Raw genomic sequence first — 26,770 nt, forward strand, 5'->3', positions numbered from 1 at the left:
AAGGCCACCATTCCAGGGTGGCGCCGTCACCAGCTCCTGAGCGCCCGCAGCTTCGGCGTCTTCTTCGTCTGGTTGCCGGCCATGCGGGTAAGCAGCCGGTCCAGCGCCGACACCGCGTCGGCGACATAGGGACCCTTGTTCAGCATGACGCATTCGGCGCGGGCGGACATGGCGGCATCGGTCATGTCGCCCCGGGTGGGGAGCCCCTTGCGGACCAGGCTTTCCAGCACCTGGGTCGCCCAGATCACCGGCACGTGCGCCGCCTCGCACAGCCACAGGATCTCCTCCTGCATCTCGGCCAGCCGCTCGAAGCCGATCTCCACGGCCAAATCGCCGCGCGCGATCATCACGCCGAACGGCTGGCGCGACGCGGCCTGGACGATGATCTCCGGCAGGTTCCGGACGGCGACCGGCGTCTCGATCTTCGCGATCAGGCCGATGCGGGTCCAGTCCTCCGGCCGGCGCCGGGCGAACTCCTCCTGGAGCAGGCGGACGTCGGCGCCGCTCTGGACGAAGGAATAGCCCACCATGTCCACCTGCCCGACGATGAAGTCGAGGCTGCGCCGGTCCTCGTCGGTGAGCGCCAGCAATCCCAGGTCGGTCGAGGGAAAATTCAGCCCCTTCTCGGGCTTGAGCCTGTACCCCTTGGGGCCGGCGCGGAGCACGCGGACCACCGCGCCCGCCTCGTCGAAGCGCTCGACGGTCCCGCTCAGCTTGCCGTCGTCGATGAAGACCGGGTCGCCGACGCGAAGCCGCCCCGGGATGGCGGCTGGCTCGCAGGCCGCCTGGTACGGGTACCCGTCGGGGGAAGCGAGGGAGCCGCCGGCCAGCAGGATCTCGTCGCCGGGAAAGACGCGCCCCCGGTCCTCGGGAGCCCGAACCTCGCCGGTGCGCACCTTCGGCCCGCCCAGGTCGGCCAGGATCCGGGCCTTCCGGCCGGTCTCCGCCTCCGCGGCCCTCAGGTTGGCGATCATGCGCCCCCAGGCCTCCGGCCCGTCATGGGCGCAGTTGATCCGGACCACGTCGGTGCCGTTGCGGAGCAGTGCCGCCAGCAGGCCGGCATCGGCGGCGGCCTCGCTCGGCAGGGTCACCATGATGCGCGCGTTGCGCGCCCCTTCCGGGACCGCGCCGAACAGTTCCTCCGTATTGGCGCGGAGCAGCCGCTCGCCCCGGAAGAAGGCGCGCGGCCGGGGGTAGTTCCGGGGCGTGCTTCCGGTGATGGCGGTCAGCGCCCCGATGACGGCGTCGAGGTTGCCGAGCACGCGGCCCTCCAGCCGCCCCAGCGACGACAGGCCGTAGGGCATCAGGTCGGTCTGCATCCGGCTCAGGTCCCGCCGGCGCAACGCCAGGTAATGCGCGAAGTTCAGCGCGCTGATCCGGAAACGCCGCCGGCCCCGGATGTTCCAGCCGCGCCAGATGCCCCGCCCCTCCGCGGCGACGGCGCGCCGCAGGTCGGTCAGCGATCGCAGGAGCTCTTGGGGGTCGGGGACGGGACTCATCGGATCTGCACCGGGATGTTGATCACCTCGACCGCGGCCCGGGCCGAGCAGCTTCGCTCGGCCCGGGCCGCGGAACCGCGGATCCTACCTAACACGCCCGCATGACAGCCGCATGTCACCTGGCCGGCCCGCTCCGAAAGATACGCGACGCCTGCGTATCTAGTATACCAGATACGTTATTCTGGACGCTTGCCAGAGGGACAGCACATCTGCCATATTTGCTGCAGCGCACAATCAGCTCCCCTGGCACCCTTATCGGAAGGAAATCGTCCATGATCAGCTCCATCTCCCTGGAAATCGTCGTTTTCGCCGCGGCGGTAGCCGGCCTCGCCGCCGTGATCGCCGAAATCGTGCTCAAGGACCCCCGGATGCTGTCCGAAATCGTCACCGACGTCGCCGCCATGGCCCGGCCCCAGCGGCGCGACGCCGCGGTATCCTCGGTAAGCAACAACAACCTCCGGAAAGCCGCCTGACCGCCGTCGGGAAGACTTCGGCAGACGCTGACAGCGCCTTCACCGGGAGATTACTTCCCCGAAGGCGCGGCGGCGCCCGGAAACGTTGACCCGCCGCGGTACTCGCCGCTCCCCCCAAAGACTTGCTGCGTTGCGATATTGCGCGAAGACCGCCCTTCGCGCAAAATTCCTGTTGATTTGTATGGGCTATGCCACATACCATATACCAGCGCTAAGACGATCCGACCGGTCGCGTACCTAAAGACAACAATGTTGCCGGCCCGCTCCCGCTGCTGAGTGGACAACGGTACCGGCGTCATAGGGAGGAGTCTGACGTGACTGCGCTGGAAAGCATTTCCCGCCCGGCCAAGGCCGCCGCGATCGCCTGCCTGTCCATATCAGCCGCCGCCGCGGCCACCCTGACCTCCGGCGCGGCCCTCGCGTGGGAGCCGACCAAGTCGGTCGAGTTCATCGTCCCCGCCGGCACCGGAGGCGGCGCCGACCAGATGGCCCGGATGATCCAGGGCATCATCCAGAAAAACAACCTCATGAAGCAGCCGATCGTCGTGATCAACAAGTCGGGCGGCGCCGGCGCGGAGGGCTTCCTGGACGTTTCCGGATCGAACCGGAACCCGCACAAGATCATCATTACCCTGTCCAACCTGTTCACGACCCCGCTGGCCACCGGCGTGCCGTTCTCCTGGAAGGACATGACCCCGGTCGCCATGCTGGCGCTCGACAACTTCATCCTGTGGGTCAATGCCGAGAGCCCGTACAAGTCGCCCAAGGAGTTGATCGACGCGGCCAAGGCCGGCGGCGCCAACAGCTTCAAGATGGGCGGCACGGGGTCCAAGCAGGAGGACCAGATCATCACCGCCGCGATCGAGCAGGCGACCGGCGCCACCTTCACCTACATCCCCTACAAGGGCGGCGGCGACGTCGCGGCCCAGCTTGTCGGCAACCACATCACCGCGAGCGTCAACAACCCGATCGAGGCGGTCGCCCAGTGGCGCGCCGGGGCGCTGCGGCCGCTCTGCGTCTTCGACGGCCAGCGGGTCCAGCTGAAGGAACCGATCGCCGACGGCAAGTCCTGGAACGACGTGCCGACCTGCAAGGAAAGCGGGCTCGACGTCGAGTACACGATGCTGCGCGGCATCTTCATGTCGCCCGGCGTCACCGCCGACCAGACGAAGTTCTACGTCGACCTGTTCCAGAAGGTCCGCGAGACCCCGGACTGGAAGGACTTCATGGAGAAGGGCGCCTTCAACACGTCCTTCAAGACCGGCGACGAGTACAAGGCCTGGCTGACCCAGGCCGAGGCGACCCACCGCACCCTGATGGAGAAGGCCGGCTTCCTCGCGAAGTGACGGCAGGCAGGCGGAGGTCCCGGGCGCGCCCGGGACCTCCATCCAGAGGGATTCCATCGGGGAGCGGCGGATGAGCCACCAGACCAACCAGCGTGACCGCGACGGGGACGCCGTCGCCACGCATCGTACCATGGAAATAGCGGTAGCCCTGCTGTTCGCCCTCGTGGCGGCGGTCGTCATGTACGACAGCAACCGCGTCGGCAACGGCTGGGCCAGCGACGGGCCGGAGGCCGGGTATTTCCCGTTCTATGTCGGCCTGATCATGTTCGTGTCCAGTTGCGTGATCCTGGCCAGCAACCTGCTGAGCCGGACCCCGAACACGACGGCCTTCGTCGAGCGCGGCCAGTTCATCCTGGTGCTGAAGGTCCTGATCCCGACCGTCGCGTTCGTCGGCCTGATCTGGGTGCTGGGAATCTATCTGGCGGCGGCCGTCTTCATCGCCTTCTTCATGTATTGGCTGGGCCGCTATCCGATCACCAGGATCCTGCCGGTCGCCGTCCTGATCCCGCTCGCGCTCTTCGTGATGTTCGAGATCTGGTTCCTGGTGCCGCTGCCCAAGGGGCCGGTCGAGACGATGCTCGGCTACTGATCCGTCCCCGTTCCCGAACCACGCGTCCGCAACACGGCAAAGCCGAACGGCCCCGCTCCCCCGAGGGCGGCGGTCCAGGTGGAGGGGTGCCTTGGAAGCTTTGATGAATCTGATGCATGGCTTCGGCGTACTCGCCGACCCCATGAACATCGTGTACATGTTCGTCGGGATCACGCTGGGGGTGCTGATCGGCGTGCTGCCCGGGCTGGGCGGCGCCAACGGGGTCGCGATCCTGCTGCCGCTGACCTTCAGCATGTCGCCGACCTCGGCGATCATCATGCTGTCGTGCATCTACTGGGGAGCCCTGTTCGGCGGCGCCATCACCTCGGTGCTGTTCAACATCCCGGGCGAGCCCTGGTCGGTCGCCACCACCTTCGACGGCCACCCCATGGCCCAGCAGGGCCGCGCCGGCGAGGCGCTGACCGCGGCCTTCACCTCCTCCTTCTTCGGCGCCTTCCTGGCGGTCATCCTGATCACCTTCCTGGCCCCGGTGATCGCCGGCTTCGCGCTGCGCTTCGGCCCGGCCGAGTTCTTCGCGGTCCAGCTCCTGACCTTCTGCAGCTTCGTCGGCATGGGCAAGGAATCGCCCTTCAAGGTGCTCACCGCCATGATGCTCGGCTTCGCCCTGGCAGCCGTCGGGCTCGACACCGTCACCGGCCAGCTGCGCATGACCTTCGGCACCATCGAGCTGCTGCGCGGCTTCGACTTCCTGATCGCGGTCATCGGCCTGTTCGGCATCGGCGAGATCCTGCTGACCATGGAGGAGGGCCTGGCCTTCAAGGGCAAGTCGGCCCGGATCAACCCGGCGGTCGTGCTGCACACCTGGAAGCAGCTGCCGAAATACTGGATCACCGCGCTGCGCGGCTCGATCGTGGGCTGCTGGATGGGCATCACGCCGGGCGGCGCCACGCCGGCCTCGTTCATGAGCTACGGCCTGGCCAAGCGCTTCTCGCGCAACGGCGCCCGGTTCGGCACCGGCGAGATCGAGGGCGTGGTGGCCCCCGAGACGGCGGCGCACGCGGCGGGCACCAGCGCGCTGCTGCCGATGCTGACGCTCGGCATCCCCGGCTCGCCGACCGCGGCGGTGCTGCTCGGCGGGCTGCTGATCTGGGGCCTGCAGCCCGGCCCGCTGCTGTTCGTCGAGCAGAAGGAGTTCGTCTGGGGCCTGATCGCCAGCATGTACCTGGGCAACGTCGTCGGCCTGATCGTGGTGCTGACCACGGTGCCGCTGTTCGCCTCGATCCTGCGCATCCCGTTCAGCATCATCGCCCCGATCATCATCGTGATCTGCGCGGTCGGCGCCTACACGGTCCACAACGCCTTCATGGACATCGCCGTCATGCTGGTGTTCGGCGTGCTCGGCTACGTCTTCAAGAAGCTGTCCTACCCGCTCGCCCCGCTGGTCCTGGCCCTGGTCCTCGGCGACATGGCCGAAAGCTCGTTCCGCCAGGCCATGCTGCTCTCCCAGGGCGACCTCGCCATCTTCTGGTCCAACCCCCTGGTAGGATCCATCGTCACCCTCGCCCTCGCCATGCTCTTCTGGCCCGTCATCTCCCTGGCCATCGCCCGGCTGCGGGCGCGCCAGGGGGGCAAGGCCGCGGTCTCCCTCAAGTGAGGGGGGCCGTGCCATGGCCGTCCCCCAGCCTGCGGCGGAGCAGGGCACCGAAGCCGGGACCAGCTTCAAGATGCAGGCCTACCGGGCCGTGAAGGACTCGATCCTGGCGATGGACGTGTACGGCCGGCGCGGCGAGATCCGCATCGACGACCGCGAGGTCGCCCAGGCGCTGGGCATCAGCCGGACCCCGGTGCGCGAAGCCCTGATCCTGCTGGAGCACGAGGGCTTCGTGCGCGCGGTGCCCCGGCGGGGCATCGTGGTGGTCCGCAAGACCCGGCGGGAGATCGTGGACATGGTCGTCGTCTGGGCGGCCCTGGAGGGCATGGCCGCCCGCCTCGCCACCGCCCGGGCCTCGGACGAGGACCTGGGCGCGCTGGTCCTGAGTTTCCGGGAAACGCCCCTGCTCGCCGACGCGCGGGAAAGCGGCGCTTCCGTCAGCCTCGTCCCGGGCTATCCCGACCGGGCGATGGAGCTGGGGCGCGGCCTGATACGGCTTTCCGGATGCGCGCTGATCGAGACGCTCACCGGGAACATGGCGCCTCACATGCGCGGCATCCGCAAGCTCGAACTGCTGGACGGGGAACAGGCGGCCCGGGCCGCCGCCTGCCAGCTCGGCGTGATCGAGGCCCTGGAGGCCCGCGACGCGGACGCGGCCGAGGCGCTGATCCTGCGCCACAACCTCGACCTCGCGCTGCACATCCAGAGGAGCTGCGATTTCCCCGACTGACGGCCCGCGGCAAACCAGAAAAATTCCCAGGAGGAAACGGAAGCCATGCAAGCGAAAGACATCATGACCTCCCCGGTCATCACCGTCGGCCCCGACGTTCCCGTGGGGCAGGTCGCCAAGCTGCTGCTGGAGAAGCGGATCAGCGGCGTCCCCGTGGTCGCCGGCGACGGCCGGCTGCTGGGCGTCGTCAGCGAGGGCGACCTGCTGCGCCGGGTGGAGACCGGGACCGAGCGCCGCAAGCCGAGCTGGCTGGAGATGCTGATCGGCCAGGGCAGCGACGTCGGCGACTTCATCAAGTCCCACGGGCTCCATGCCGGCGACGTCATGACCCGCGAGGTGGTGAGCGCCGCGCCGGACGCCAGCCTCCGCGACCTCGCCGAGCTGATGGAACGCAACGGCATCAAGCGCGTGCCGATCGTGGAGGGCGGCGGGCTGGTCGGCATCGTCAGCCGCGCCAACCTGCTCAAGGGCCTGGTGGAGGACCGGGCAGGGGCTCCGGTGCAGAGCAGCGACGAGCAGATCCGGACCGGCTTGGCCGACCTGCTGCGGCGCGAGCCCTGGGTCGATCATCGCCGGATCAACGTCGTCGTTGCCGACGGGGTCGTCCAGCTCTGGGGCTCCGTCGAGAACGACGAGCAGCGCCGCGCCCTGGTGATCGCCGCCGAGAGCCACCCGGGCGTCCGCTCGGTCGAGGACCACCTGACGGCCAACTGGTTCACCAACGAGGCGGGGTGAAGGGAAGCCCGCACACGAGGCTTGCGGGCGCTTTGGTATCTGGTATACGGTATCCCAGTAAGAAGAACCAAGGTAACCATAACCGGAGGAAAATGCCCGCCATGGAAGGACAGGAATTCACCATCACGTTCGCCGGCAACGATCAGGAAATCGGCGCCAGCTTCCCGGTGATGCAGGAACTGAGGACCCAATACACCGACCTGGGCGCCTATCGCGACCAGATCCGCCGGCAGATGGACGACGGCTACAATCTGGCGCTTCTGTGGTTCAACGGCGAGGTGGCGGGTTGCGCCGGGTTCCGCGTCCACGAGACCCTGTCCCGCGGAAAGTACATGTATGTCGAGGACTTGGTGACCTCCGCCAAGCAGCGCTCGCACGGCTTCGGCGACAAGCTGTTCGATTGGCTGCAGGCCCAGGCGCGCGAGCGCGGGTGCGCCCAGATGGAGATCATCTCCGGCGTCCAGCGCGGCGACGCCCACCGCTTCTACCACCGCAAGCGCATGACCATAAAGGCGTTCCAGCTCGTCCTGCCGATCAAGGCCGACTGACGCGGGGCTGCACCGATGCTGTCCACGGGACTTCTGGTGCTCGCGGCCTTCGTCGCCGGGGTGGTCAACGCCATCGCCGGCGGCGGAGCCTTCATCACCTTTCCGGCCATGGTGTTCGCCGGCATCCCGCCGGTGCTCGCCAACGCGTCCAGCACGGTGGCGCTGTTCCCGGGGCAGGCGACCAGCGCGCTGGCCTACCGGCGCGACATCCTGGGAATCACCGAGTTCAGCCTGCCGGTCTTCGTCGGCCTGAGCCTGGTCGGCGGGCTGGTCGGCGCGCTGCTGCTTCTCTACACGCCCAACGCGGTGTTCGCCGACCTGGTGCCGTGGCTGATGCTGTTCGCCACCACCGTCTTCGCGGTCGGCAACTTCGCGCCCAAGGGCGTTTCCGCCCGGATGAGGCTGTCGGGAACGGCCGTGCTGGCGGTCCAGTTCGTCATCTCGATCTATGGCGGGTATTTCGGCGGCGGCATCGGGTTCCTGATGCTGGCGGCTCTGACCCTCTACGGCATGCGGGACATCCACGCGATGAACGGGATGAAGATCCTGCTGGCGACATTGATGAACGGCGCCGCGGTCGCCGCCTTCGTCCTCGCCGGCGCCGTCCACTGGACCGCGACGCTGCCGATGGCCGTCGCCTCGATCCTGGGAGGCTACGCGGGAGCCCGCGGCGCCCGGCTGATCGACCAGAAACTGCTCAAGCTCCTGGTCGTCGGCATCGCCGGCGCCATGACGGTGTACTTCTTCTGGCGCCAGGGATGACGGCCCCGGCCGCTCGACGGAGGATTGAACGGAAAGGACCCATCCGGCTATGCTCCCGATCGAAGGGAGCATCGAATGCCAAGAAGTCCGTCAACCGCAAATCCCAGTGCTCCGAAAGAGACTGATCAGCAGGCCGCGACGCCGGAGGAGCTCAACCTCGAAAGCCTCGCCGGCGTGGCGGCCTTCCATCTGCGGCTCGCGGCCGAAGCTTCCCAGCAGGCGTTCAACCGGCAGATCGAGGCGATCGGGCCCAGCGTGCCCTACCGGACCGGGCACTACACGGTGCTCCGGCTGATCGCCAACAATCCGGGCGTGACGCAGACCGCGGTCAGCTCGGCGGCCGGCCGGGACAAATCGACTCTGACCCCTTTGTTGAACGATTTCGTGCGCCGGGGACTGGTCCGGCGCGAGACGATCTCGTCCGACCGGCGCAGCTATGCCCTGACCCTGACGCCGGAGGGCGAGGCGGCCCTGGCGGCCCTCGCCAAGGCCTCGCGGGCCCACGGCGCGGAGCTGGACCGGATCATCGGTCCCGAGAACAAGGCCGACTTCATCCGCATCCTGCGCCGCATCAAGGAAGAGCTGGGCTGAGGACCGTCCGTCCGCCGGGTACCGGCGGGCGTCGGGCCGGCGTGCCATTGTGCCCGGAAGCCTGTTACCGGGGCAGATCGGGCACTCCGCCGCAAGGACCAGCACTGCGATGCACGGCAAACTGTTCAACCTCTGGGACAAGGTCCATACCAGCCTCTGGCTCGTCCCCTCGGTGATGGTCCTGCTGGCCGTCCTCCTCAGGTGGGCCGCCTACCAGGTGGACATGGTCTACTCGGACGAGGAGGCGCTTCGGACCTGGTGGCTGCACAGCGGCAGCGGCGACGACGCCCGGAACCTGCTCTCGACCCTCGTGGCCGCCCTGATCACGATGGCGAGCGTGATGTTCTCGATCACGATGGTCGTCCTGACGCTGGCGGCGACGCAGTACGGCTCCCGCCTGGTGCGGACCTACATGTCCGAACCCCGCACGCAGGCGGCCCTCGGCACCTTCGCCATGACGATCGTGTATTGCCTGCTGGTCCTGCGCACGGTCGAGAAGGACATGCCCTCGGCGGCGGTGCCCCATATCTCGGTGAGCCTGGGCCTGGGTCTGGCGTTCGCCTGCATCCTGGTGCTGCTGTTCTTCCCGGTCTTATGTAGCAGACACCACCAGTACCGACTTGCCCGGAAGGCTTCGCCCGAGGACCATATCCTTTTCTGATCAAGGAGATAAGGGACATGGCCGAGGCGCATGTTGTCGCCGCCCTGAAGGACAAACGGGCCGAGTTGTCCGGCGTCATCGCCGATCTGGAGAAGCGGATCGGCCAACACCGGGCTGATCTGCTGCATGTTGACGCTGTCCTGCGGCTGTTCGCGCCCGAGTTCGAGCCGGCGGCGATCGCGGCGAAGGCGGTACGACGGCACAATGGCTGGTTCAGGCCGGGCGAACTGGCCCGGATGGTGCTGGACATCCTGCGCATGGCGCCGGCGCCGCTGGCCATCCGGGAAATCACGGTCCAGGTGATGGAGCGCCGTGGCCTGGATCCGGACGACCGGCGGACGGCGGAACTGCTGCGCAAGCTGGTCAACAACGCCCTGAACCGCCAGGCGACCGACCTGGTCGAGCGGCTCCAGGACGGCTCCCTGGTCAGCTGGCAGGTGCGCGCCTGATCAGGCGGCTGCGCTGCCAATAGCCGCAGAAGTCCACCGACGGGCGGGTGCGGGTGACCAGGACGATCACCAGGCGGACCTGCAGGCCGTTGCTGTCCCGCCGGTGATCCTCCTTCCAGGAGGCTTCCTGGGCATAGCGGATCAGATAGACCCCGGAGATGCGGTGATGATGGCCCATTTCGCCCCGGCGGAGCCGGGCAAAGCAGGCTTCCGCCTGGTTGGTGCAGGCCTCGGCGTTGGCATACTCGACCGAGTGGTTGATCCGCCGGGTGTCGAACCGGGCATGCAGCGCGTTCCAGGCCGGGGACTCGTCCGCATGCACCGTCGTGGCACGATCGACCCGGGCCTTGATGAAGCCGAGGGCCGCATCCTCGCTGTCGAACACCGCCGGGACCGTGCCGCCCAGACTGGTGCCGGACAGCGCGCGTTCCCGGATCACCACGACGACCTGGCGCCTGCCGCTCCGGTTCTCCGCCAGGCGCCGATCCTTGCGGTCCTCCTTCCGGTTCTCGGGCCGGACGTATCCGCCGACGTAACAGCCGTCGATCTCGACATGCCGCCCGGCGCCGCCGAGCTGCCGGTTCCGGAACTCCGCCGCCATCGCTTCCCGGATCTTGTGGGCCAGCACGAAGGCGGTCTTGTACTGGACGCCGAGGTCGCGGGAGAGCGCCAGCGCGGCCTTGCCCTTGACTTCGTCGCAGAAGATCACGACCGCAGCCAGGTAGTCGCGGATTTCCAGCTTGTGGAACGCGAACAAGGTTCCCGAGGTCGGGCTGAAATCCCGGCGGCATGCCTTGCAGCGGAACCGCGGCGCTCCGCTGGGCCGTGGACAGGCCCAGCAGGTCGGACAGTCGCAGTGCGGGCACACCGGCGCTCCGTCGCTCTCGGGCCAGCGGATCGTACGGAACATTGTCCAGGCCTCATCCTCGTCCATCCGAAGCACCTGCTTCAGGCTGATCGTCCGGGCGGCGGCGGTGAGGAGAAAGTGCTGCGACATGGGCGAACTCCGGTCCGATAACCGCCCGAGCGTACCGAAACGGGGCAGTCAGCGATGCTGTTTGTTCGTGTTATGTTCTTATTTGCCGCCTCCCCATATCCATCGCGCTGAACCCCTCGCAAGTTATCCTGCAGTCGATCCCCACTTGGTGGCGTCTGCTACATAAGACCGGTTCTTCCTGCACGCGGTCGCCCGCTCGATCATCGCCGAGACGGTGATCGGCCGGGTTTCCGGCGACCTGGAGAACAGCGTCCGGCGCATGCTCCCGGCCGCCGAGGCCGAGCCGGCCCGCGACGCCGCGTTGCCGGAGGATTTCGACGCCCGCGCGGACGTCGTGACGGCCGTCAACGAGGGTTACGTGCAGTCGATCGACTACGAGAGCCTGCTCGAACTCGCCACTCGGCACCGCGTCCTGATCAGGTTCGACTACCGTGCCGGCGAGTTCATGTGCCGGGGCGGCTGGCTCGCCTTCGTCTATCCCGGCGACGATCTGAACGGCGAGATCGAGAAGGGTGTCCGGGAAAACGTCCTGATCGGGGACCGGCGCACCCCCGAGCAGGATCTCGAGTTCTCCATCCGGCACCTGGTGGACATCGCGCTGCGGGCCCTGTCGCCGGCCATCAACGACCCGAACACGGCCATGGCGGTCGTCGACCGCCTCCGCGGAGCGCTGGCACAGGCGATGGAAAAGAAGCTGCCCACCACCATCCGCCACGACAGCCGGGGCATCCTGCGCATCGTCGGCGACGACACCGGTTTCGACGGGATCTTCGACGCGGCGTTCCACCAGATCCGCCAGGCCGCCGCCACCCATCCGGCCGTCGTCATCCACATGCTGGGCGCGGTTTACCGTCTCGCGGAGCATGTCCGCACCGCGGACCAGTGCCACGCCCTGCTGCGCCATGCCGAGTTGTTCGCCGCCGCCGGCCTCTCCCAGGCCGAGGAGCCCCGCGACCGCGCCGACATCGACGGCGCCTTCGCCGAGGCCAAGCGCAAGCTGCAGCGGACCCGGAGCATCCGCCGGGATGCCGCCGGGTCCGGACGGCAGGACCGGGATGGAACGGTCGTCATGTGGAGGGGGCTGCCGTCCCCTCCGTGACGCCGAGGTCGTCCCGAAGGCGGAAGCCCGGCCGCGACGGTACCGGCATCAGGCCTCCGCCAGCACCGGCGCGATCCGCTCCAGCGCCCAGTCCACCTCGTCGCGGGTGATGACCAGCGGCGGGGCGATGCGGATGGTGTGGCCGTGGGTGTCCTTCGCCAGGATGCCGCGTGCCCGCAGGGCCTCGCAGAAGCGCCGGGCGCCGCCGGCCTCGGGATGCAGCTCGACCGCCAGCATCAGCCCCCGGCCGCGCACCTCGCGCACCGCGCCGCTCCCCATGCCCGCCAGCTCCCGCTTGAAATAGGCGCCCAGCTCGGCCGAATTCCCGATCATGCCCTCCTCGACCAGCGCCTTCAGCGCGGCGCGCGCCACCGCGCAGGCCAGCGGGTTGCCGCCGAAGGTGCTGCCGTGCTGGCCCGGCTTCAGCACGCCCAGCACCTCCGTGTTGGAGAGCACCGCCGAGACCGGGTAGAAGCCGCCCGACAGGGCCTTGCCGATCAGGGTGACGTCGGCCTCGATCCCCTCGTGCTCCTCGGCCAGCAGGCGGCCGGTGCGGCCCAGGCCAGTCTGGATCTCGTCCAGGATCAGCGTGACGTTATGGGCGGTGCAGAGCTCGCGCACGCGCTTGAAGTATCCCGGCGGCGGGATGATCACGCCGGCCTCGCCCTGGATCGGCTCGACCAGGAAGCCCACGGTGTTCGGCGTGATCGCGGCATGGAACGCCTCCGCGTCGCCGAACGGCACCACCCGGAAGCCCGAGGGGAACGGGCCGAAGCCGCCCCGCGCGTCGGGGTCGGTGGAGAAGCCCACGATGCCGATGGTCCGGCCGTGGAAATTGTCGGAGCAGACGACGATCTCCGCCTGCCCCTCGGGCACGCCCTTGACCTCGTAGCCCCATTTGCGCACCGCCTTGATCGCGGATTCCACGGCCTCGGCGCCGCTGTTCATGGGCAGGATCTTGTGGGAATTGGTCAGCGCCGCCAGCTCCTCGTAGAACAGCGCCAGCTGGTCGTTGCGGAACGCGCGCGAGGTCAGGGTCAGCTTGCCCGCCTGCTCGACCATCGCCGCGAGGATGCGGGGATGGCAATGGCCCTGGTTCACCGCGGAATAGGCCGACAGGCAGTCCAGGTAGCGGTTGCCGTCCACGTCCCAGACCCAGACCCGCTCGCCGCGGGTGAGCACGACGTCGAGCGGCTTGTAGTTGTGGGCGCCCAGCGAGTGCTCGATCTCGATCAGGCCGGCGCTCCGGGACAGGGTGTCGGGGCTGGTGGCGACGTTCATGGGTTCGGTCTCCTCGCGGCTGGTTCGTTCAGGCGACGCGGATGCGCCGCGCCGGGCGGTCGATGATGGTCCGGCCGAACAGGCTGGCGGCCAATTCGGTCAGCAGGCGGGCGCTCTTGCCGCGCTCGTCCAGGAAGGGGTTCAGTTCGACGATGTCGAGCGACCCGACCAGCCCGCTGTCGTGCAGCAGTTCCATGATCAGGTGCGCCTCGCGGTAGGTGGCGCCGCCGGGCACCGTGGTCCCGACGCCGGGCGCCAGGCCGGGGTCGATGAAATCCACGTCCAGGCTGACATGCAGGTGGGCGTCGCCGCCGGCGATCCGGTCGAGCATCCGCCGCAGCGGGACCGAGACGCCGGTCTCGTCGATCGCCCGCATGTCGGAGACCTGGATGCCGCGCGCCTGGACCGCCTCGCGTTCGGTCGGGTCGATCGAGCGCAGGCCGAACAGGTGGAAGTTCTCCGCCCTGACCGGGACGAAGGGCCGGTCGCCCAGCAGGGGCCGCAGGCTCCGGTCGCCGCAGGCGAAGGCGACCGGCATCCCGTGCATGTTGCCCGACGGCGTGGTCGCCGGCGTGTTGAAATCGGCATGGGCGTCGAGCCAGAGCACGAACAGCTCCCTGCCCGCCTCCCGGCAGTGGCGGGCGATGCCGCTGACCGTGCCCATGGACAGGCTGTGGTCGCCGCCCAGGAAGATCGGGAACCCGCCGGCCCGCGCCATCAGGTAGGCATGGTCGTGGATCAGCCGGGTCCAGGCGGCGATATGGCCGAGGTTGCGGCACGCGGCGGCGGCGGCCGGGGCCATCTCGACCTCGACGGGCGCCGGGTGCGGCAGGTCGCCATGGTCGACCACGGCGTGGCCGAGTTCGCCCAGCAGGGCCGGAAGACCGGCGGTGCGCAGCGCCGCCGGCCCCATCACCGAGCCGGCCTCGCCGGCGCCCAGTTCGAGCGGGATGCCGAGCAGCGATACCCTCGCCGATTGCCGGGATTTGCCCGAATCCGTCCAACGCATGTGCCGATCGCTCCGATGATGTGAACCGGAGACGAGGATGACGTCACGTCCTGCCAACGAACAGCCAGGGATGTGCTAAGCTTTGCCGAGTCCATCAAGCAGATCGCCAGGCCCCGATGACGGATCGCCAATCCTCCCCCCGGCCCTCCCCTGCGCTCGACGCGACAGACCGCCGGCTGATCGAGCTTCTGCGCGACAATGCGCGCCTGCCGACCGCGACGCTCGCCCGGCATCTCGGCGTGTCGCGCGGCACGGTGCAGAACCGGATCGACCGGCTGATCCGGGACAAGGTGCTGCTCGGCTTCACCGTCCGTCTGAGCGGCGACGCCGGGGCCAGCCCGGTCCGCGCCATCGCCTCGCTGGAGGTGCGGTCGAGCGACCACCGCTCCGTGCTGGCCGCCCTGAAGCGCATCCCCGAAGTCACCCGCGTCCATTCGACCAACGGCCGCTGGGACCTGGTGGCGGAGATCAATACCGCCGACCTCGCGACGCTCGACCGGGTCCTGACCGAGATCCGCTCCACCCGCGCGATATCCCACTCGGAAACCAGCATCCTGCTGGCCGAGGTCGCGTGATGCCGTCCCTCCTCAGACCGGAATCCCGATGCCCGGCCCGACCCGGCGGATCAGATCGGCCACCGGCGGCCGGAGCGTCCGGAACGCCGTCAGGAAATCCTCGCACCGGTATGACGGCATCTCCGCCTTGATCCGCCGGGCATGGGTCCGCGCCTCCTCCCGCCGGTCCGCCAGGGCGTCGCAGAAGGCCGCGATGGCATGGATATGGACATGGGCGTTGGGCCGGCGCGCCGCCCGTTCGCCCCACGCCGCCGCTTGGCCGTAGTCACCCAGGTTCAGCCAGGCCAGGGCCCGCGCGCCCAGCATCGCGAACAGCAGGGGATCCAGGGGGCTCAACCGCTGCGCCAGTTCGGCGGCCTCCAGGGCCGCCGCGGCGTCGCCGCCCTGCGACTGGACGAAGGCGATGGTGTAGTGGCCGAGGGCGAAGTTCGGATTGAGATCGACCGCCACCCCCAGCTCCTCCACCGCGGGGTCCTGGCGCTTCAGGAGCCACAGGGCGCGCCCCAGCACCCAATGGGTCGTCGGGTCCCGCTCGTCCAGGGCGACGCTCTGCTCGGCGAAGCGGTAGGCGCGGTCGGCCTCGCGCCGCCAGTCGCCCAGGCGATGCAGGAAGGCGTCCTGGAAATGGGTGAAGGACAGGCCGGCATGGGCGCGCGCGCTCAGCGGATCCAGCCTCAGCGCCTGCTGGAAGAAGCCCCGCGCCGTGTCGTTGTCGCCGCGGGTAAAGCGGAACATGTGCCACAGGCCGCGGTGATAGGCGCCCCAGGCGTCCAGCCGTTCGGAAGGCCATGTCAGCGACCGCCGGATCTCCGCCACCTCGATCTCCGTCTCCAGGACGGCGGCGATCCTGGCGGTCAGCTCGTCCTGGACCGCGAACAGGTCGTCCAGCCGCCTTTCCAGCACCTCGCTCCACAGCACGGTCCCGCTCCCGGCGTCCACCAGCGTCACCGCCAGCCGCAGCCGGCCGCCATGGGTGCGGACCGTGCCGGTGACCAGGTACCGGGCGCCGAGCGCCTCGCCCAGGCTGCGCGGATCGATTCCGACGCCCCGGAAACGGAACGACGAGCCGTGGGCGATGACGAACATCGACCGCAGCCTGGACAGCCGCGTCAGGATGTCGTGGGCGAGGCCGTCGGCGATCCCCCCGCCTTCGGCCGGTCCGTCCAGCGTCTCGAAGGGCAGGACCGCCAGCGACGGCTTGCCCGGAAGCCCCTGGGGCTCCGGCCCGGAGGATACCGCCGGCTGGGGAGCCGCCGGCGAGGCCCAGGCCCGGGCGCGGATGCTGCGCAGCAGCTCCACGGTCCGCTCCTCCGGCTCGGCGTCGAGCCGGCGGCGCACCGCCTCGGCGCAGGCGTGGTATTGCAGGATCGCCTCCGAACGCCGCCCGGCCTGCGCATGGCCCCGCATCAGGCTGCGGTGCGCCTCCTCGCAGGCGGGATCCAGGACCAGCCAGCGCTCGGCCGCCGAGGCGGCGCCGTCCCAGTCCCCCCGCTCCTCGCACAGCGCGGTCAGGCGGGCGAAGACGCCGCCCGCGATCCGGGCGACCCGCGCGCGCTCGCCGGACAGCCACGTGTCGAAATCGTCCGAGCCGGTCTCCTCCCCCGGCAGGAGCGGCCCGGCGCACAGGTCGGCGGCGGCGCGCAGGGCGTCGGGGGTGCCCTCCCGGGCCAGCCGCTCGACGGCGGGAACGTCCACCCGCCCTTCCGGCAGCGCCGTGGCGACCGTGTCGCCGCCGGTCCGGATCAGGTCTCCCCCCGCCCGCTCGCCGAGGCGGCGGAGTTCCGTCAGCCCCTGGCGCAGGCAGTGGCGGGCGCTCCGCTCGTCACGGTCCGGCCACAGCAGGCCGGCAAGGCGTTCCCGGGGCACCGGCCGCGCCGCGTTCAGCGCCAAATAGGCTAGCAGCATCCGCGTCTTCCGCCCCGGCAACGCGACCTCGCGCCCGCCCGCGTCGGCGAGCGAGAAGCCGCCCAGCAAACGAAGCGTCGGTCCGTCCACGCGCCCTCCGGGGGAGCTTGCCCGAGCACCGGACCTTAGCAGGTCCGGTGCCGGCTGTCAGAGGCGCTTACGCCCGACCGGGCCATCCCCCGAAAGAGACCGCGTCCTGACGCCTGGCTGACGCCGGCCGGACGGCGGGCTGACGCCGGCGCGCGATCCTGGTCGCCGAAACCGGAAACGAGGAGCATGACATGAACGTCCAGACCAACCCCCTTCCCGCCATCCAGCCGCACAACGAGCGCGCCGCCTCCGTCTGGAGTTCGGGCGGGCGCGACTACGAGGAGATCATCCGCGGCGTCTATGACGGCATCGATACGACCGTCGCGGCCCTGGCGCCCCGGCCGGGCGAGCGCATCCTCGACGTCGCGACCGGCACCGGCATCACCGCCCGGGCCTGCGCGCGGCGCGGCGCCCATGTCACCGGGATCGACATCGCCGCCGGCCTGCTGGACGCGGCGCGCGGCTTGTCGGACGGGCTCGCGATCGACTACCGGCTGGGCGACGCCGAGGCCCTGCCGCTGGCGGACGCCGGCTTCGACGCCGTCGTCTCGACCTTCGGCGTCATGTTCGTCGGCCGTCCCGAGGCGGCGGCCGGGGAACTCGCCCGCGTCTGCCGGCCGGGCGGACGGCTGGCGCTGGCGACCTGGACGCCCGACGGCACCATCGCCGAGATGTTCGCCGTCATGCGGCCCTACATGGCGGCCCCGCCCGCCGTGTCGCCGTTCGACTGGGGCCGCCCGGAGCGGCTTCGGCAGCTGCTGGGCGACGCCTTCGACCTGACCATCCGGGTCGAGACCAGCCACTATGTGGAAACCGGCGGCGAGGCGGCCTGGAACACCTTCGTCACCGGCTACGGCCCGACCCGCGCCCTGGCCGCCAGCCTGGACGAGGACCGCCGGGCCGCGCTGAAGCGCGACTTCGTCGCCTTCCACGAGCGCTACCGCGAAGGCCAGGGCATCCACGTGCCCCGCACCTTCGTGCTCACCCTCGGCACCCGCCGGTGATCCAGAATCCGAATGGGAGGCCTTGCGGTCCGGCGTAGGTCGGCCTCGGCCGCAGGCCGACGCCGACGCCCTTTCCGGAGCGTCGGTGCAGGGTGTCGGCGTTCGCCCTTTCGGACGAAGGCCGACCTACGCCCGAGGGAGGAAATCCAAGGGCTTTCAGGCTTTGGAGATCATGCGAACCGGTCGAAACCGCCCTCAGTCCCGTCCTCCGGCCAGCAAGCGCCGGTAGATCGCGACATAGTCCGCGGCCATGCGGGTGTCGGTGAAGCGTTCCTCGAAGCGGCGGCGGACGGCGGCGCGGTCCAGGTCGGCGGCGCGGCCCACCGCGTCCACCGCCGCCTCCAGGCTGGTGACGGCGAAGCCGGTGATCCCGTCCTCGACCACCTCCGGCACGGCGCCGCAGCGGTAGGCCACCACCGGGGTGCCGGTCGCCATGGCCTCGATCATGACCAGCCCGAACGGCTCCTCCCAGTCGATCGGGAACAGCAGCGCGCGCGCCTTGCCCAGGAAGCCGTCCTTCTCCGCGTCGTTCAGCTCGCCGACGACCTCGACCAGCGGATTGTCCAGGTACGGCTTCACCCGCTTGTCCCAGTAGGGGCGGTCCTGGTCGTACAGGGTCCCGGCCAGCTTGATCGGCATCCCGGCGGCCAGCGCGATCCGGATCGCCTCGTGCGGCTGCTTGGTCGGCGAGAAGCGGCCGATGAAGGCGAGATAGCCCCCGGGTTCGGGATTGAAGTTGTACAGATCAGCGGGAATGCCGTGATACACCGTCCCGGCCCAGCGCGCCTGCGGCAGCGGCAGTCGCTGGCGGTCGGAGATCGACACCAGCGGCATTTCCGGAACGGCATCGTACAGGATCCGCATGTCCGGCCCGCCCAGCGGCATGTGGAAGGTGGTCACGGTGCGGTCGGCGACGTCCATGAAGCAGGGGAAATGCATCCCCTCCTCGTGGAAATGGACGATGTCGAACTCTTCCAGGTGCCGGCGGACCAGCGCGAAATGGGCGGCGAAGTGGGGCAGCGCGTTGGCGACCTGGCTGCCGTTCAGCGCCGTCGCCCGCGACGCGAGCAGCCGGGCCGAGGTGACCGCGTCGCCGCAGGCGAACAGCGTGACGTCGTGCCCGGCGGCGACCAGGGCCTCGGTCAGGTACGAGACCGCCCGTTCCGTTCCGCCGAAGCGGGTCGGCGGGATCGGGAAGATGATGGAACCTACCTGGGCGATTCGAAGCGGGCGCGGCATGGCATCGGTCTCGGCTGTCGGTGAAAATTGAGCGAGGGGGCTATGCCGCCCGCACCAATGTTGTGGAACTCAGGATCGCACGCGGTCGGTGGAGCAGTATTGACGCGATTAAATAATTACAAACTCCACCATCAGTAGATTATCTTCGGACATCAGGTCAATTGGAATTCCTGTCTTCCGGTTTTTAAACTTTTATGTAGGCTCCACCGCATCAAGCCGGCACGGGTTCGAGCACCCGCCCGATCGCGGCCGCCAGCTCCCCGACGAGCGGCTCCCTCATCACGGAGTGATGATCGCCGCCGGTCCGATGGACCGCGACCGATCCGGCTGCGATCTCCGACCAGCCGAGATCCGCCGCCAGCCCGGGACGGATGGCCAGCGCGTCGGTCACCCAGACGTCCACGGGCAGGTCGATCGGCCTGGGCCGGAAGTCCCGCAGGGCGTCCAGGTTGGCGCCGTAGACCGCCAGCATCCCGGCGACCTGGTCGCGCGTGACCGCCCCGCCGAACGCCCCGGTCGCGGCCAGCCGCCGGTGCACCAGGTCGATCCGGGTCTCCTGCCCGAACTGCTTCAGCACGGCGGCATCCAGGCCGAGATCGATCCCCATGGAGTGCTCGACCGCCCGGACCATGTGGAGCAGCCGCCCGGCCTCGTCCCCCGGCACGATGCCGTCCGCGAAGTCCTGCGGGTTGGCCGGCGCGTCGATCACGCAGACGCGGGCGACCGTCCGGCCGCGCGCCGCCAGCTCGCCGGCCAGGGCCGCGCCGAACGAGTAGCCGACCGGCACGAAGGGACCGGGCAGGCCGGCGGCCAGCACGGCGTCGGCATAGGCCCGCGCCATTTCCGGCAGCCCGCCGATCGGCGGCCGGGTATTGTCGAGCCCGCGCGCCTGGAGCGCCGCCACCCGCCAGCCCTCGGGCAGATGCGCGGCGAGCGCCGCGTAGCTGAGGACATGGCCCGAGACCTCGTGCGGCAGCAGGATCGTGCCCCGCTCGCTCCCCGGCGGCACCGCCTCGGACCGCAGCATCACCAGCACCTCGTCGGCGCCTCCGGACCGGGCGTCGATCAGCGCCGCCTGCCGGGCGACCGTCCCGCCGGAGAACAGGCTGGCCAGCGGCAGCCGGCAGCCGAACGCCGCCTCGACCCGGGCCATCAGCTGGACCGCCAGGAACGAGTGCCCGCCAAGCTCGAAGAATCCGGCATGGACGGAGGTCACCGGCCGCTCCAGCACGGCGGACCAGATGTCGAGCAGCGCCGTCTCGGTGGCGCTCGGCGGGGCCAATCCGTCCGGGATGTCGGCCGCCGGTTCGGGCTCCGGCGCCCCGGCCCCCTCGTCCCGGCGCTCCAGGACGCCCTCCCCGGTCCAGCGCACCGTGATGCCGGTCGGGACCGGCGCCTCCCCCGGCCGCTCCAGCCAGAGCGTTCCCGGCAGGCCGACCGGCACCGGCGCCCGGTCGGCGTCCAGGACGTGGGGGATCGTTCCGGGAGCGACAAGATCGGCGGGCGCCCGCCCGGCCCGCTGCCAAGCCCGGATCGCCTCGGCCTCCGCCCCGGCGTCGGCCAGGGGAAGCCGCAGCGCGCCGGCCTCGGGACGGGCCGCCAGCTCGGCCAGAAGATGCGTCAGGTGCCGGGCCAGCCGCTCGACCGTTCCGGCATGGAACCGGTTGGCGTCGCATTCCAGGACGGCATTGATGCCGCCGCCCTCCTCGACCAGGGTCAGCAGCACGTCGAAACGGGCGACGCCGGCATCGTCGGCCAGCGGCGTGACGGTCAGCCCCGGCAGGTCGAGCCGCCCGCCCGGCGCGTTCTGAAGCACCATCATGGCCTGGAACAGCGGCGTCCGGTTGATCGAGCGCTTCAGCCCCAGGGCGTCCACCACCAGTTCGAACGGCGCGTCCTGGTGGGCATAGGCGTCCAGCGTCACCCGGCGCGCCCGCTCGACCAGTTCCAGCCCGGATGGGTTGCCCGACAGGTCCAGCCGAAGGGCCAGGGTATTGACGAAGCAGCCGATCAGCCCGGCCAGGTCGTCGCGCATGCGGTTCGCGATCGGCGTACCCACCACCACGTCGGACTGCCCGCTCCAGCGCGACAAGAGCAGCGTAAACCCGGCATAGAGCACCATGAACAGCGTGGCGCCGCCGCGGTTCGCCAGCCCGCGCAGGGCTTCGGTCTCCGCGGCGCCGATCCGGAAGCGATGGCACCGGGCGGGGCGGTCCGCTCCGGATGCCCGCGGCGCATCGGCGGGAAGCTCCAGCACCTCCGGCGCGCCGGCCAGCCGCTCGCGCCAATGGCCGACCAGCCGTTCCAGGGCGGCGCCGGAAAGAGTCCGCTGCTGCCAGGCGGAGAAGTCGGCGTACTGGACCGGGAGCGGCGGCAAGTCCGCGGCCCGCCCCTCGGCGGCAGCGCGGTAAAGCTCCGTCACCTCCCGCGCCAGCACGCCCATCGACCAGCCGTCCGTGACGGCATGGTGGAGCACCGCCACCAGAACGGCGGAGCCGGGGGCGAGCCGGACCAGCGTCATCCGCAGCGGCGGCCCGCGGTCCAGGTCGATCGGCTCCAGCGCCAGCGGCCGCAGCGCCCGCCCCAGGCTCTCCGGATCCGGGCCGGCGGGAAGCGCGAATTCCGATCCGTCCAGCACGGCCCCGTCCAGCACGGCCCCGTCCAGCACGGTCAGGGGCGCCTCGAACGGCTGCATGATCTCCTGGAAGGGCCGGCCGTCCACCACGGGGAAGCGGGTCCTCAGCGTCTCGTGCCGGGCGATCAGGCCGGTCAGCGCCCGGCGCAGCGCCGCCTCGTCCAGGTCGCCGTCCAGCTTCAGCCCCAGCGCCACGTTGTAGACGCCGGTGCCGGGCATCAGCCGGTCCAGGAACCACAGGCGCTGCTGGGCGTAGGAGAGCGGCAGCACGCCGGTCCGGTCCGCCCGCGGGATGATCCCCTCGGCGGCCCCCTGCGCGGCGTCCGGCCCCAGCCGCTCCGCCATCTCGGCGGCGAACTCGGCGACCGTCGGCCGCTCGAACAGCAGGCGCAGCGGCAGGTCGATTCCGAACCGGGCGCGGATGCGGGCGATCACCCGCGTCGCCAGCAGCGAGTGGCCGCCGGCCTCGAAGAAATTGTCGCGGATGCCGACGCGGGCGATGCCCAGCACTTCCGCCCAGGTCTCCGCGACGGCGGCCTCCAGCGGGGTGCGCGGCGGTTCGCCGTCCGCCCCGGCCGCCGGCCCGTCCTCCCCCGGTTCCGGCAGGGCGCGGGCGTCCAGCTTGCCGGTCGGCCCGAGCGGCAGCCGGTCCAGGAAGACGAAGGCGCCGGGCACCATGTGTTCCGGCAGGCGGGACGCCGCGTGGCGGCGCAGCGCGCGGCCCAGCGTGCCGCGCCGGTCCGGCGGCGCGGGCTCGTTGAGATAGGCGGCCGGCGCCTCGGCGGCGGCCGGCGCCGGCGCGCATCCCGCCGGCATCGGCTCGCCCGGCCGGCGGAACCAGACGTCCAGGCGCCCGTCCTCCGTCCCGGCGGTCCATCCCGGGACCGCCTCCCAGCCATGCTCCCGGGCAAGCCGAGCGATCGCCGCCCCGTCCAGCCCGTCCGCCGGATCGACGGGCGGCCCGTCCGCCTCGATCCAGGCCAGCGCCTCCAGCGGCCGGGCCAGCCGCCGGTTCGGGACGCCGGAGATGCCGAAGCCGGAACCCTCCCGCGCCAGCCTGCCGGCCAGCAGTCCCTCCCCATCGCCATCGGCCCAAAGCGAATATTCCGCCGCCGCAACGGTCCCGGCTCCGCCCTTGACCGTGACGACGGCGTCGTACCGGAAGCGGGTCAACTCGTTGTCTCCCGCCGCGGCCTTCGGCATGGCGATCACGCCGGCCACGTCGGGCCGCCGCGCCAGCGCCGCGAAGAAGGCGGGATCGACCAGGATCTCCTTCTCGCGCTCGACCGCCCGCGCCAGCCGGCGCGCCAGCTCCAGCCGGGTCCGCCCCGCCCCGGTCGCGGCGGCGATGTCGGCATGGAACGCCCGGAGCAGCACGCGGTTGCGCAGATCGCCCAGGAACAGCCGCCCGCCGGGCGCCAGCCGGGCCAGCGCGCCCTCCACCACCGCCATGAAATAGGCGCGGCTCGGGAAATATTGCGCGACCGAATTGATCACGACCAGGTCGAAGCCGCCGGGCACCCCGTCCAGGTCGGCGGCCTCCCGCCGCTCCACCGTGACATGGTCCAGCCCCCGGTCCGCCGCGGCGCGGCGCAGCCGCTCGACCACCGGGGCGGAGAAGTCCAGCCCGTGGTACAGCTCGACCGACGGCGCCAGCCCGAACAGGATCATCCCGGTGCCGCAGCCGATCTCCAGCACCCGGCGCGTCGCCAGCGCCCGCAGCCGGTCCAGCGTCTCGTCCAGCCAGGCGCGCATCTCCGCCGCGGGGATCGGCGCGTTGGTGTAGCTGTCGTTCCAGCCGGAGATGTCGAAGTCCTGCGCTTCCCCATCCCCGCCATAGATCATGTCGAAGGCGGCGCGCCAGCCCTCGTCGGCCTCGGCCTCGCCCCCTGCCTCGCCCCCTGCCTCACCGTCAGCGCCGGGGCGCGGGACGACATAGGCGACCAGCCGCTTGGCGTCGCCCTCCCCGCGCGGCACCACCGCCACGTCGCCGACCGCCGGGTGGTCGGACAGCACGGCGTGGATCTCGCCCAGCTCGATCCGGAACCCGCGCAGCTTCACCTGGGCGTCGGCGCGCCCGCGATATTCCAGGTCGCCCGCCGGGGTGACCCGGGCCAGGTCGCCGCTGCGGTACAGGAGCCCGCCGCCGGCGGGATCCAGGACGAAGCGTTCCGCCGTCAGCTCCGGCCGGTTCAGGTATCCCCGCGCCACGCCGGCCCCGCCGACCCAGATCTCCCCGACCATGCCGGGCGGCACCGGCTCGCCGTTTCCGTCGAGCAGGCGGATGAACAGGTCCGGGATCGGCTCGCCGATGACGCTGCCCAGCCGGCGCTTGACGTCGCGCCAGCGGATCGGCCGATAGGTCACGTGGACGGTCGTCTCGGTGATGCCGTACATGTTGACCAGCCGCGGCGCGTCGTCGCCGTGGCGGTCCAGCCAGGGCTCCAGGCTGGCGAGGTCCAGCGCCTCGCCGCCGAACACCACGAAGCGCAGCGCCAGCTCGGATTCGCGCGGGTCCGCCTCCTCCGCCTGGATCAACTGGCGGAAGGCCGACGGCGTCTGGTTCAGCACCGTCACCTTCTCGCGGCACAGCAGGTCGTAGAAGGCGTCGGCCGCCCGCGCCACCTCGCGCGGGACGATCACCAGCGCGCCGCCATAAGCCAGGGCGCCCCAGATCTCCCAGACCGAGAAGTCGAAGGCGTAGGAATGGAACAGGGTCCAGACGTCCCGCGCGCCGAAGCGGAACCACGCGTCCGTCGCGTCGAACAGCCGGGTCAGGTTGCCGTGGGTGACCAGCACGCCCTTGGGCCTGCCGGTCGAGCCGGAGGTGTAGATCACATAGGCCAGGTCGTCCGGCCCGACCGAGACCGGGACGAACCCCTCGGCATCGGCGTCCCCGCAGTCCTCGACGCACAGCACCGGCACCCCGGTCCCCGCCGGCACCCGGGGCGCCAGCGCTTCCGTCGTCACGACGGCCGCGACGCCGCTGTCCTCCAGCGCGTGGGCGACCCGGTCGGCGGGATAGTGCGGATCGAGCGGGACATAGGCCGCCCCCGCCCGCAGCACGCCCAGGATCGCCGCCGGCATCTCCAGGGAAGGCTCGAACCACAGGGCGACGCGGTCGCCGGCGCCGATCCCCAGCGCCCCCAGCCGCCCGGCGATCGCGGCGGACCGCCGCTCCAGGCTCCCGTAGGTTTGCCGCTCGCCGTTCAGCCTCAACGCCGTGGCCGCGGCCCGCTCCCGCGCATGGCGGACGAACCGGTCGTGGACCCCCTCGGCGAAGGGCGCCGCCGGGCGCTTCGGCCCGGTCAGCAGCGCCGCCCGCTCGTCCGGCCCGATCAGCGGCAGGCGCGACACCGGCGTGTCCGGCGCCGCCGCGGCACTCTCCGCCAGGGTCGCGAACTGGCGCGCCAGCCGGGCGACCGACTCCGCCTCGAACAGGTCCGTGTTGTAGGAGAACACCCCGGACAGGCCGCCGCCCGGCTCCTCCCGGATGAACAGCTCCAGGTCGAAGCGGGCCGCCTCCTGGGTCAGAAGCGGCTCGACCGCGAACTCCCCGCCGGCGGTCGGCGGCGGGGCCGCGTCCAGCAGCGTGAAGGCGACCTGGAACAGCGGGTTCCTGCTGGTGTCGCGCGGCAGGTCCAGCGCCTCCACCAGCATCTCGAACGGCAGGGTCGCGTGGTCGAACGCCTCCAGCACCAGCCCGCGCTGCCGCTCCAGCAGCGCCCGGAACCCGGGATCGCCGGAGAGGTCGCCGCGCACCACCACCATGTTGACGAAGAACCCGACCAGCCCCTGGGTCTCCAGCCGCTCCCGGTTCGCCAGCGAGGTGCCGACCGGCACGTCGTCCTGCCGGCAATGCCGCCCCAGCAGCACCTGGAAGACGGTCATCAGGGCGGTGAACTGGGTGGTCCGCGCGGCGGACGCCAGCCGGCGCAGCCGGTCCGCCGTCCCGGCCGGGATGGTGAAGGGGACCAGCGCGCCGTTGAAGCCCTGGAGGCGCGGGCGCGGCCTGTCGGTCGGCAGGTCCAGCACCGGCAGCCCGGCCAGCCGCCCGCGCCAGTAGTCCAGGTCGCCGGCGACGCTGTCGGGCCCGTAGCTCTCCCGCTGCCACGCCGCGAAGTCGGCGTAGGAGACCGGCAGCGGCGCCCAGGCCGGGGCGGCGCCGGACAGCCGCGCCCGGTAGGCCGACAGCAGGTCGCCCGACAGGATGCCCAGCGACCAGGCGTCGGCGGCGATATGGTGGATCGCCAGGACGATCGCGGTCCGCGACTCCGCGATCCGGATCGCCGACGCCCGCAGCGGCGGTCCCCGGCCCAGGTCGAACGGCCGCGCGCTCTCCTCGCGGATCGCCGCCGCCAGGGCCTCGGCGTCCTCCGCCCGGTCCCGCCAGTCGCGCAGGTCCACCGGGACCGGCCCCGCCGGCTCGACCACCTGCTCGCCCTCGCCGTCGCGCTCCTCGTAGCGGGTGCGCAGGACGGCGTGGCGGGCGACCACGTCGCCGACCGCCGCCTCGAAGGCCTCCGGCTCGAACCGCCCGCCCAGCCGGAAGGCCAGGCAGATCGTGTAGGCGGCGTTCCCGTCCAGCCGGTGCAGGTACCACATGCGCCGCTGCTGGAACGACAGCGGAGCCCGGTGCGGCCCGCCGTCCATCCGGCGGGACTCCATGGCGGCCTTGCGCTGCGGCGGCGGATCGCCGTCTTCGTCCAGGAGAAAGTCGAGAAGGTCCAGGTCGGCTTCGCTGCTGTCGATATCTGGCATGGCGAGCGTGGGTTTCCCGATAGGCGGTTAATGGATTACGCTAGTATTGATTGCATACAATAGTAATATTCCATCCCATTCGGATAGGATGGTTGAAGCTTCTCTACTACTTTTCGTGCGGGATTCGGTCAAGCGCGATCGACACGACGCGCTGCTTCGGCGGTGTTTGCCGCAGGCCAC

Annotated in this window: 21 protein-coding genes; 14 read left to right on the forward strand and 7 right to left on the reverse strand. The window is 70.7% G+C overall.

Going from position 1 to position 26,770, the window contains the following annotated elements; all coding sequences use genetic code 11:
- Nucleotides 1-26 precede the first annotated feature (26 nt).
- The gene (locus JL101_RS28650; RefSeq protein ID WP_203101881.1) at nt 27-1,499 is read right to left on the reverse strand and encodes a pyruvate kinase; all 1,473 of its coding nucleotides are present in this window, start codon (nt 1,497-1,499) and stop codon (nt 27-29) included.
- A gap of 272 nt (nt 1,500-1,771) precedes the next feature.
- Between JL101_RS28650 and JL101_RS28655 the strand changes: the two genes are divergently transcribed.
- The 11 genes from JL101_RS28655 to JL101_RS28705 all read left to right on the forward strand — a co-directional run bounded on the left by JL101_RS28655 (nt 1,772) and on the right by JL101_RS28705 (nt 9,995).
- Nucleotides 1,772-1,972, forward strand: a complete 201-nt coding sequence (locus tag JL101_RS28655; protein ID WP_203101883.1) for a hypothetical protein — start codon at nt 1,772-1,774, stop codon at nt 1,970-1,972.
- A 323-nt stretch (nt 1,973-2,295) separates the two neighbouring features.
- On the forward strand, nt 2,296-3,318 hold the full coding sequence (locus JL101_RS28660) for a tripartite tricarboxylate transporter substrate binding protein (protein WP_407697459.1): 1,023 nt from the start codon (nt 2,296-2,298) through the stop codon (nt 3,316-3,318).
- A 70-nt stretch (nt 3,319-3,388) separates the two neighbouring features.
- Nucleotides 3,389-3,907: a tripartite tricarboxylate transporter TctB family protein gene (locus JL101_RS28665; protein WP_203101885.1), complete on the forward strand. Its 519-nt coding sequence runs from the start codon at nt 3,389-3,391 to the stop codon at nt 3,905-3,907.
- Between the two features lie 91 nt (nt 3,908-3,998).
- Complete coding sequence (locus tag JL101_RS28670; protein ID WP_228435567.1) at nt 3,999-5,522, forward strand: tripartite tricarboxylate transporter permease; 1,524 nt, start codon at nt 3,999-4,001, stop codon at nt 5,520-5,522.
- A 13-nt stretch (nt 5,523-5,535) separates the two neighbouring features.
- Complete coding sequence (locus JL101_RS28675) at nt 5,536-6,249, forward strand: GntR family transcriptional regulator (RefSeq protein ID WP_203104568.1); 714 nt, start codon at nt 5,536-5,538, stop codon at nt 6,247-6,249.
- Between the two features lie 45 nt (nt 6,250-6,294).
- Nucleotides 6,295-6,984 carry a CBS domain-containing protein gene (locus JL101_RS28680; RefSeq protein WP_203104570.1) on the forward strand — a complete coding sequence of 230 codons (690 nt, stop codon included), beginning with the start codon at nt 6,295-6,297 and terminating at the stop codon, nt 6,982-6,984.
- Between the two features lie 101 nt (nt 6,985-7,085).
- The gene (locus JL101_RS28685; RefSeq protein ID WP_203104572.1) at nt 7,086-7,532 is read left to right on the forward strand and encodes a GNAT family N-acetyltransferase; all 447 of its coding nucleotides are present in this window, start codon (nt 7,086-7,088) and stop codon (nt 7,530-7,532) included.
- A 15-nt stretch (nt 7,533-7,547) separates the two neighbouring features.
- Nucleotides 7,548-8,294, forward strand: coding sequence for a sulfite exporter TauE/SafE family protein (locus JL101_RS28690; RefSeq protein WP_203104574.1), 747 nt, complete (start codon nt 7,548-7,550; stop codon nt 8,292-8,294).
- Nucleotides 8,295-8,369: 75 nt separating this feature from the next.
- Complete coding sequence (locus JL101_RS28695; protein WP_203104576.1) at nt 8,370-8,885, forward strand: MarR family winged helix-turn-helix transcriptional regulator; 516 nt, start codon at nt 8,370-8,372, stop codon at nt 8,883-8,885.
- 109 nt (nt 8,886-8,994) lie between these two features.
- On the forward strand, nt 8,995-9,546 hold the full coding sequence (locus JL101_RS28700; protein ID WP_228435568.1) for a DUF2254 family protein: 552 nt from the start codon (nt 8,995-8,997) through the stop codon (nt 9,544-9,546).
- A 17-nt stretch (nt 9,547-9,563) separates the two neighbouring features.
- Nucleotides 9,564-9,995, forward strand: a complete 432-nt coding sequence (locus tag JL101_RS28705; RefSeq protein ID WP_203104613.1) for a hypothetical protein — start codon at nt 9,564-9,566, stop codon at nt 9,993-9,995.
- Here the strand turns inward: JL101_RS28705 and JL101_RS28710 are convergent.
- The gene (locus JL101_RS28710; protein WP_203104615.1) at nt 9,973-10,992 is read right to left on the reverse strand and encodes an IS1595 family transposase; all 1,020 of its coding nucleotides are present in this window, start codon (nt 10,990-10,992) and stop codon (nt 9,973-9,975) included. The genes JL101_RS28705 and JL101_RS28710 overlap by 23 nt on opposite strands.
- Before the next feature lie 178 nt (nt 10,993-11,170).
- Between JL101_RS28710 and JL101_RS28715 the strand changes: the two genes are divergently transcribed.
- Nucleotides 11,171-12,091 (forward strand): DUF2254 domain-containing protein, encoded by a 921-nt coding sequence (locus tag JL101_RS28715; protein ID WP_228435594.1) that lies wholly within the window; start codon nt 11,171-11,173, stop codon nt 12,089-12,091.
- A gap of 48 nt (nt 12,092-12,139) precedes the next feature.
- Here JL101_RS28715 and rocD read toward each other — a convergent pair whose 3' ends face one another.
- Entirely contained in the window at nt 12,140-13,372 is a 1,233-nt protein-coding gene (gene rocD, locus JL101_RS28720) for an ornithine--oxo-acid transaminase (RefSeq protein WP_203103130.1), read from the reverse strand.
- Between the two features lie 28 nt (nt 13,373-13,400).
- The gene (gene rocF / locus JL101_RS28725; RefSeq protein ID WP_203103131.1) at nt 13,401-14,381 is read right to left on the reverse strand and encodes an arginase; all 981 of its coding nucleotides are present in this window, start codon (nt 14,379-14,381) and stop codon (nt 13,401-13,403) included.
- Nucleotides 14,382-14,497: 116 nt separating this feature from the next.
- Between rocF and JL101_RS28730 the strand changes: the two genes are divergently transcribed.
- The gene (locus tag JL101_RS28730) at nt 14,498-14,956 is read left to right on the forward strand and encodes an Lrp/AsnC family transcriptional regulator (RefSeq protein WP_203103133.1); all 459 of its coding nucleotides are present in this window, start codon (nt 14,498-14,500) and stop codon (nt 14,954-14,956) included.
- Between the two features lie 12 nt (nt 14,957-14,968).
- On the opposite strand, the gene JL101_RS28735 is transcribed toward JL101_RS28730, so the two are convergent.
- The gene (locus JL101_RS28735; protein WP_203103135.1) at nt 14,969-16,951 is read right to left on the reverse strand and encodes a BTAD domain-containing putative transcriptional regulator; all 1,983 of its coding nucleotides are present in this window, start codon (nt 16,949-16,951) and stop codon (nt 14,969-14,971) included.
- Between the two features lie 191 nt (nt 16,952-17,142).
- Between JL101_RS28735 and JL101_RS28740 the strand changes: the two genes are divergently transcribed.
- Complete coding sequence (locus JL101_RS28740) at nt 17,143-17,955, forward strand: class I SAM-dependent methyltransferase (protein WP_203103137.1); 813 nt, start codon at nt 17,143-17,145, stop codon at nt 17,953-17,955.
- A gap of 195 nt (nt 17,956-18,150) precedes the next feature.
- Here the strand turns inward: JL101_RS28740 and JL101_RS28745 are convergent, their stop codons facing one another.
- Together JL101_RS28745 and JL101_RS28750 are read right to left on the reverse strand one after the other, a co-directional pair.
- On the reverse strand, nt 18,151-19,194 hold the full coding sequence (locus tag JL101_RS28745) for a glycosyltransferase family 4 protein (RefSeq protein ID WP_203103139.1): 1,044 nt from the start codon (nt 19,192-19,194) through the stop codon (nt 18,151-18,153).
- 211 nt (nt 19,195-19,405) lie between these two features.
- Entirely contained in the window at nt 19,406-26,590 is a 7,185-nt protein-coding gene (locus JL101_RS28750) for a non-ribosomal peptide synthetase (RefSeq protein WP_203103141.1), read from the reverse strand.
- Nucleotides 26,591-26,770 lie beyond the last annotated feature (180 nt).

The sequence above is a fragment of the Skermanella rosea genome (genome assembly GCF_016806835.2).
GTDB classification, from domain to species: Bacteria; Pseudomonadota; Alphaproteobacteria; order Azospirillales; family Azospirillaceae; genus Skermanella; species Skermanella rosea.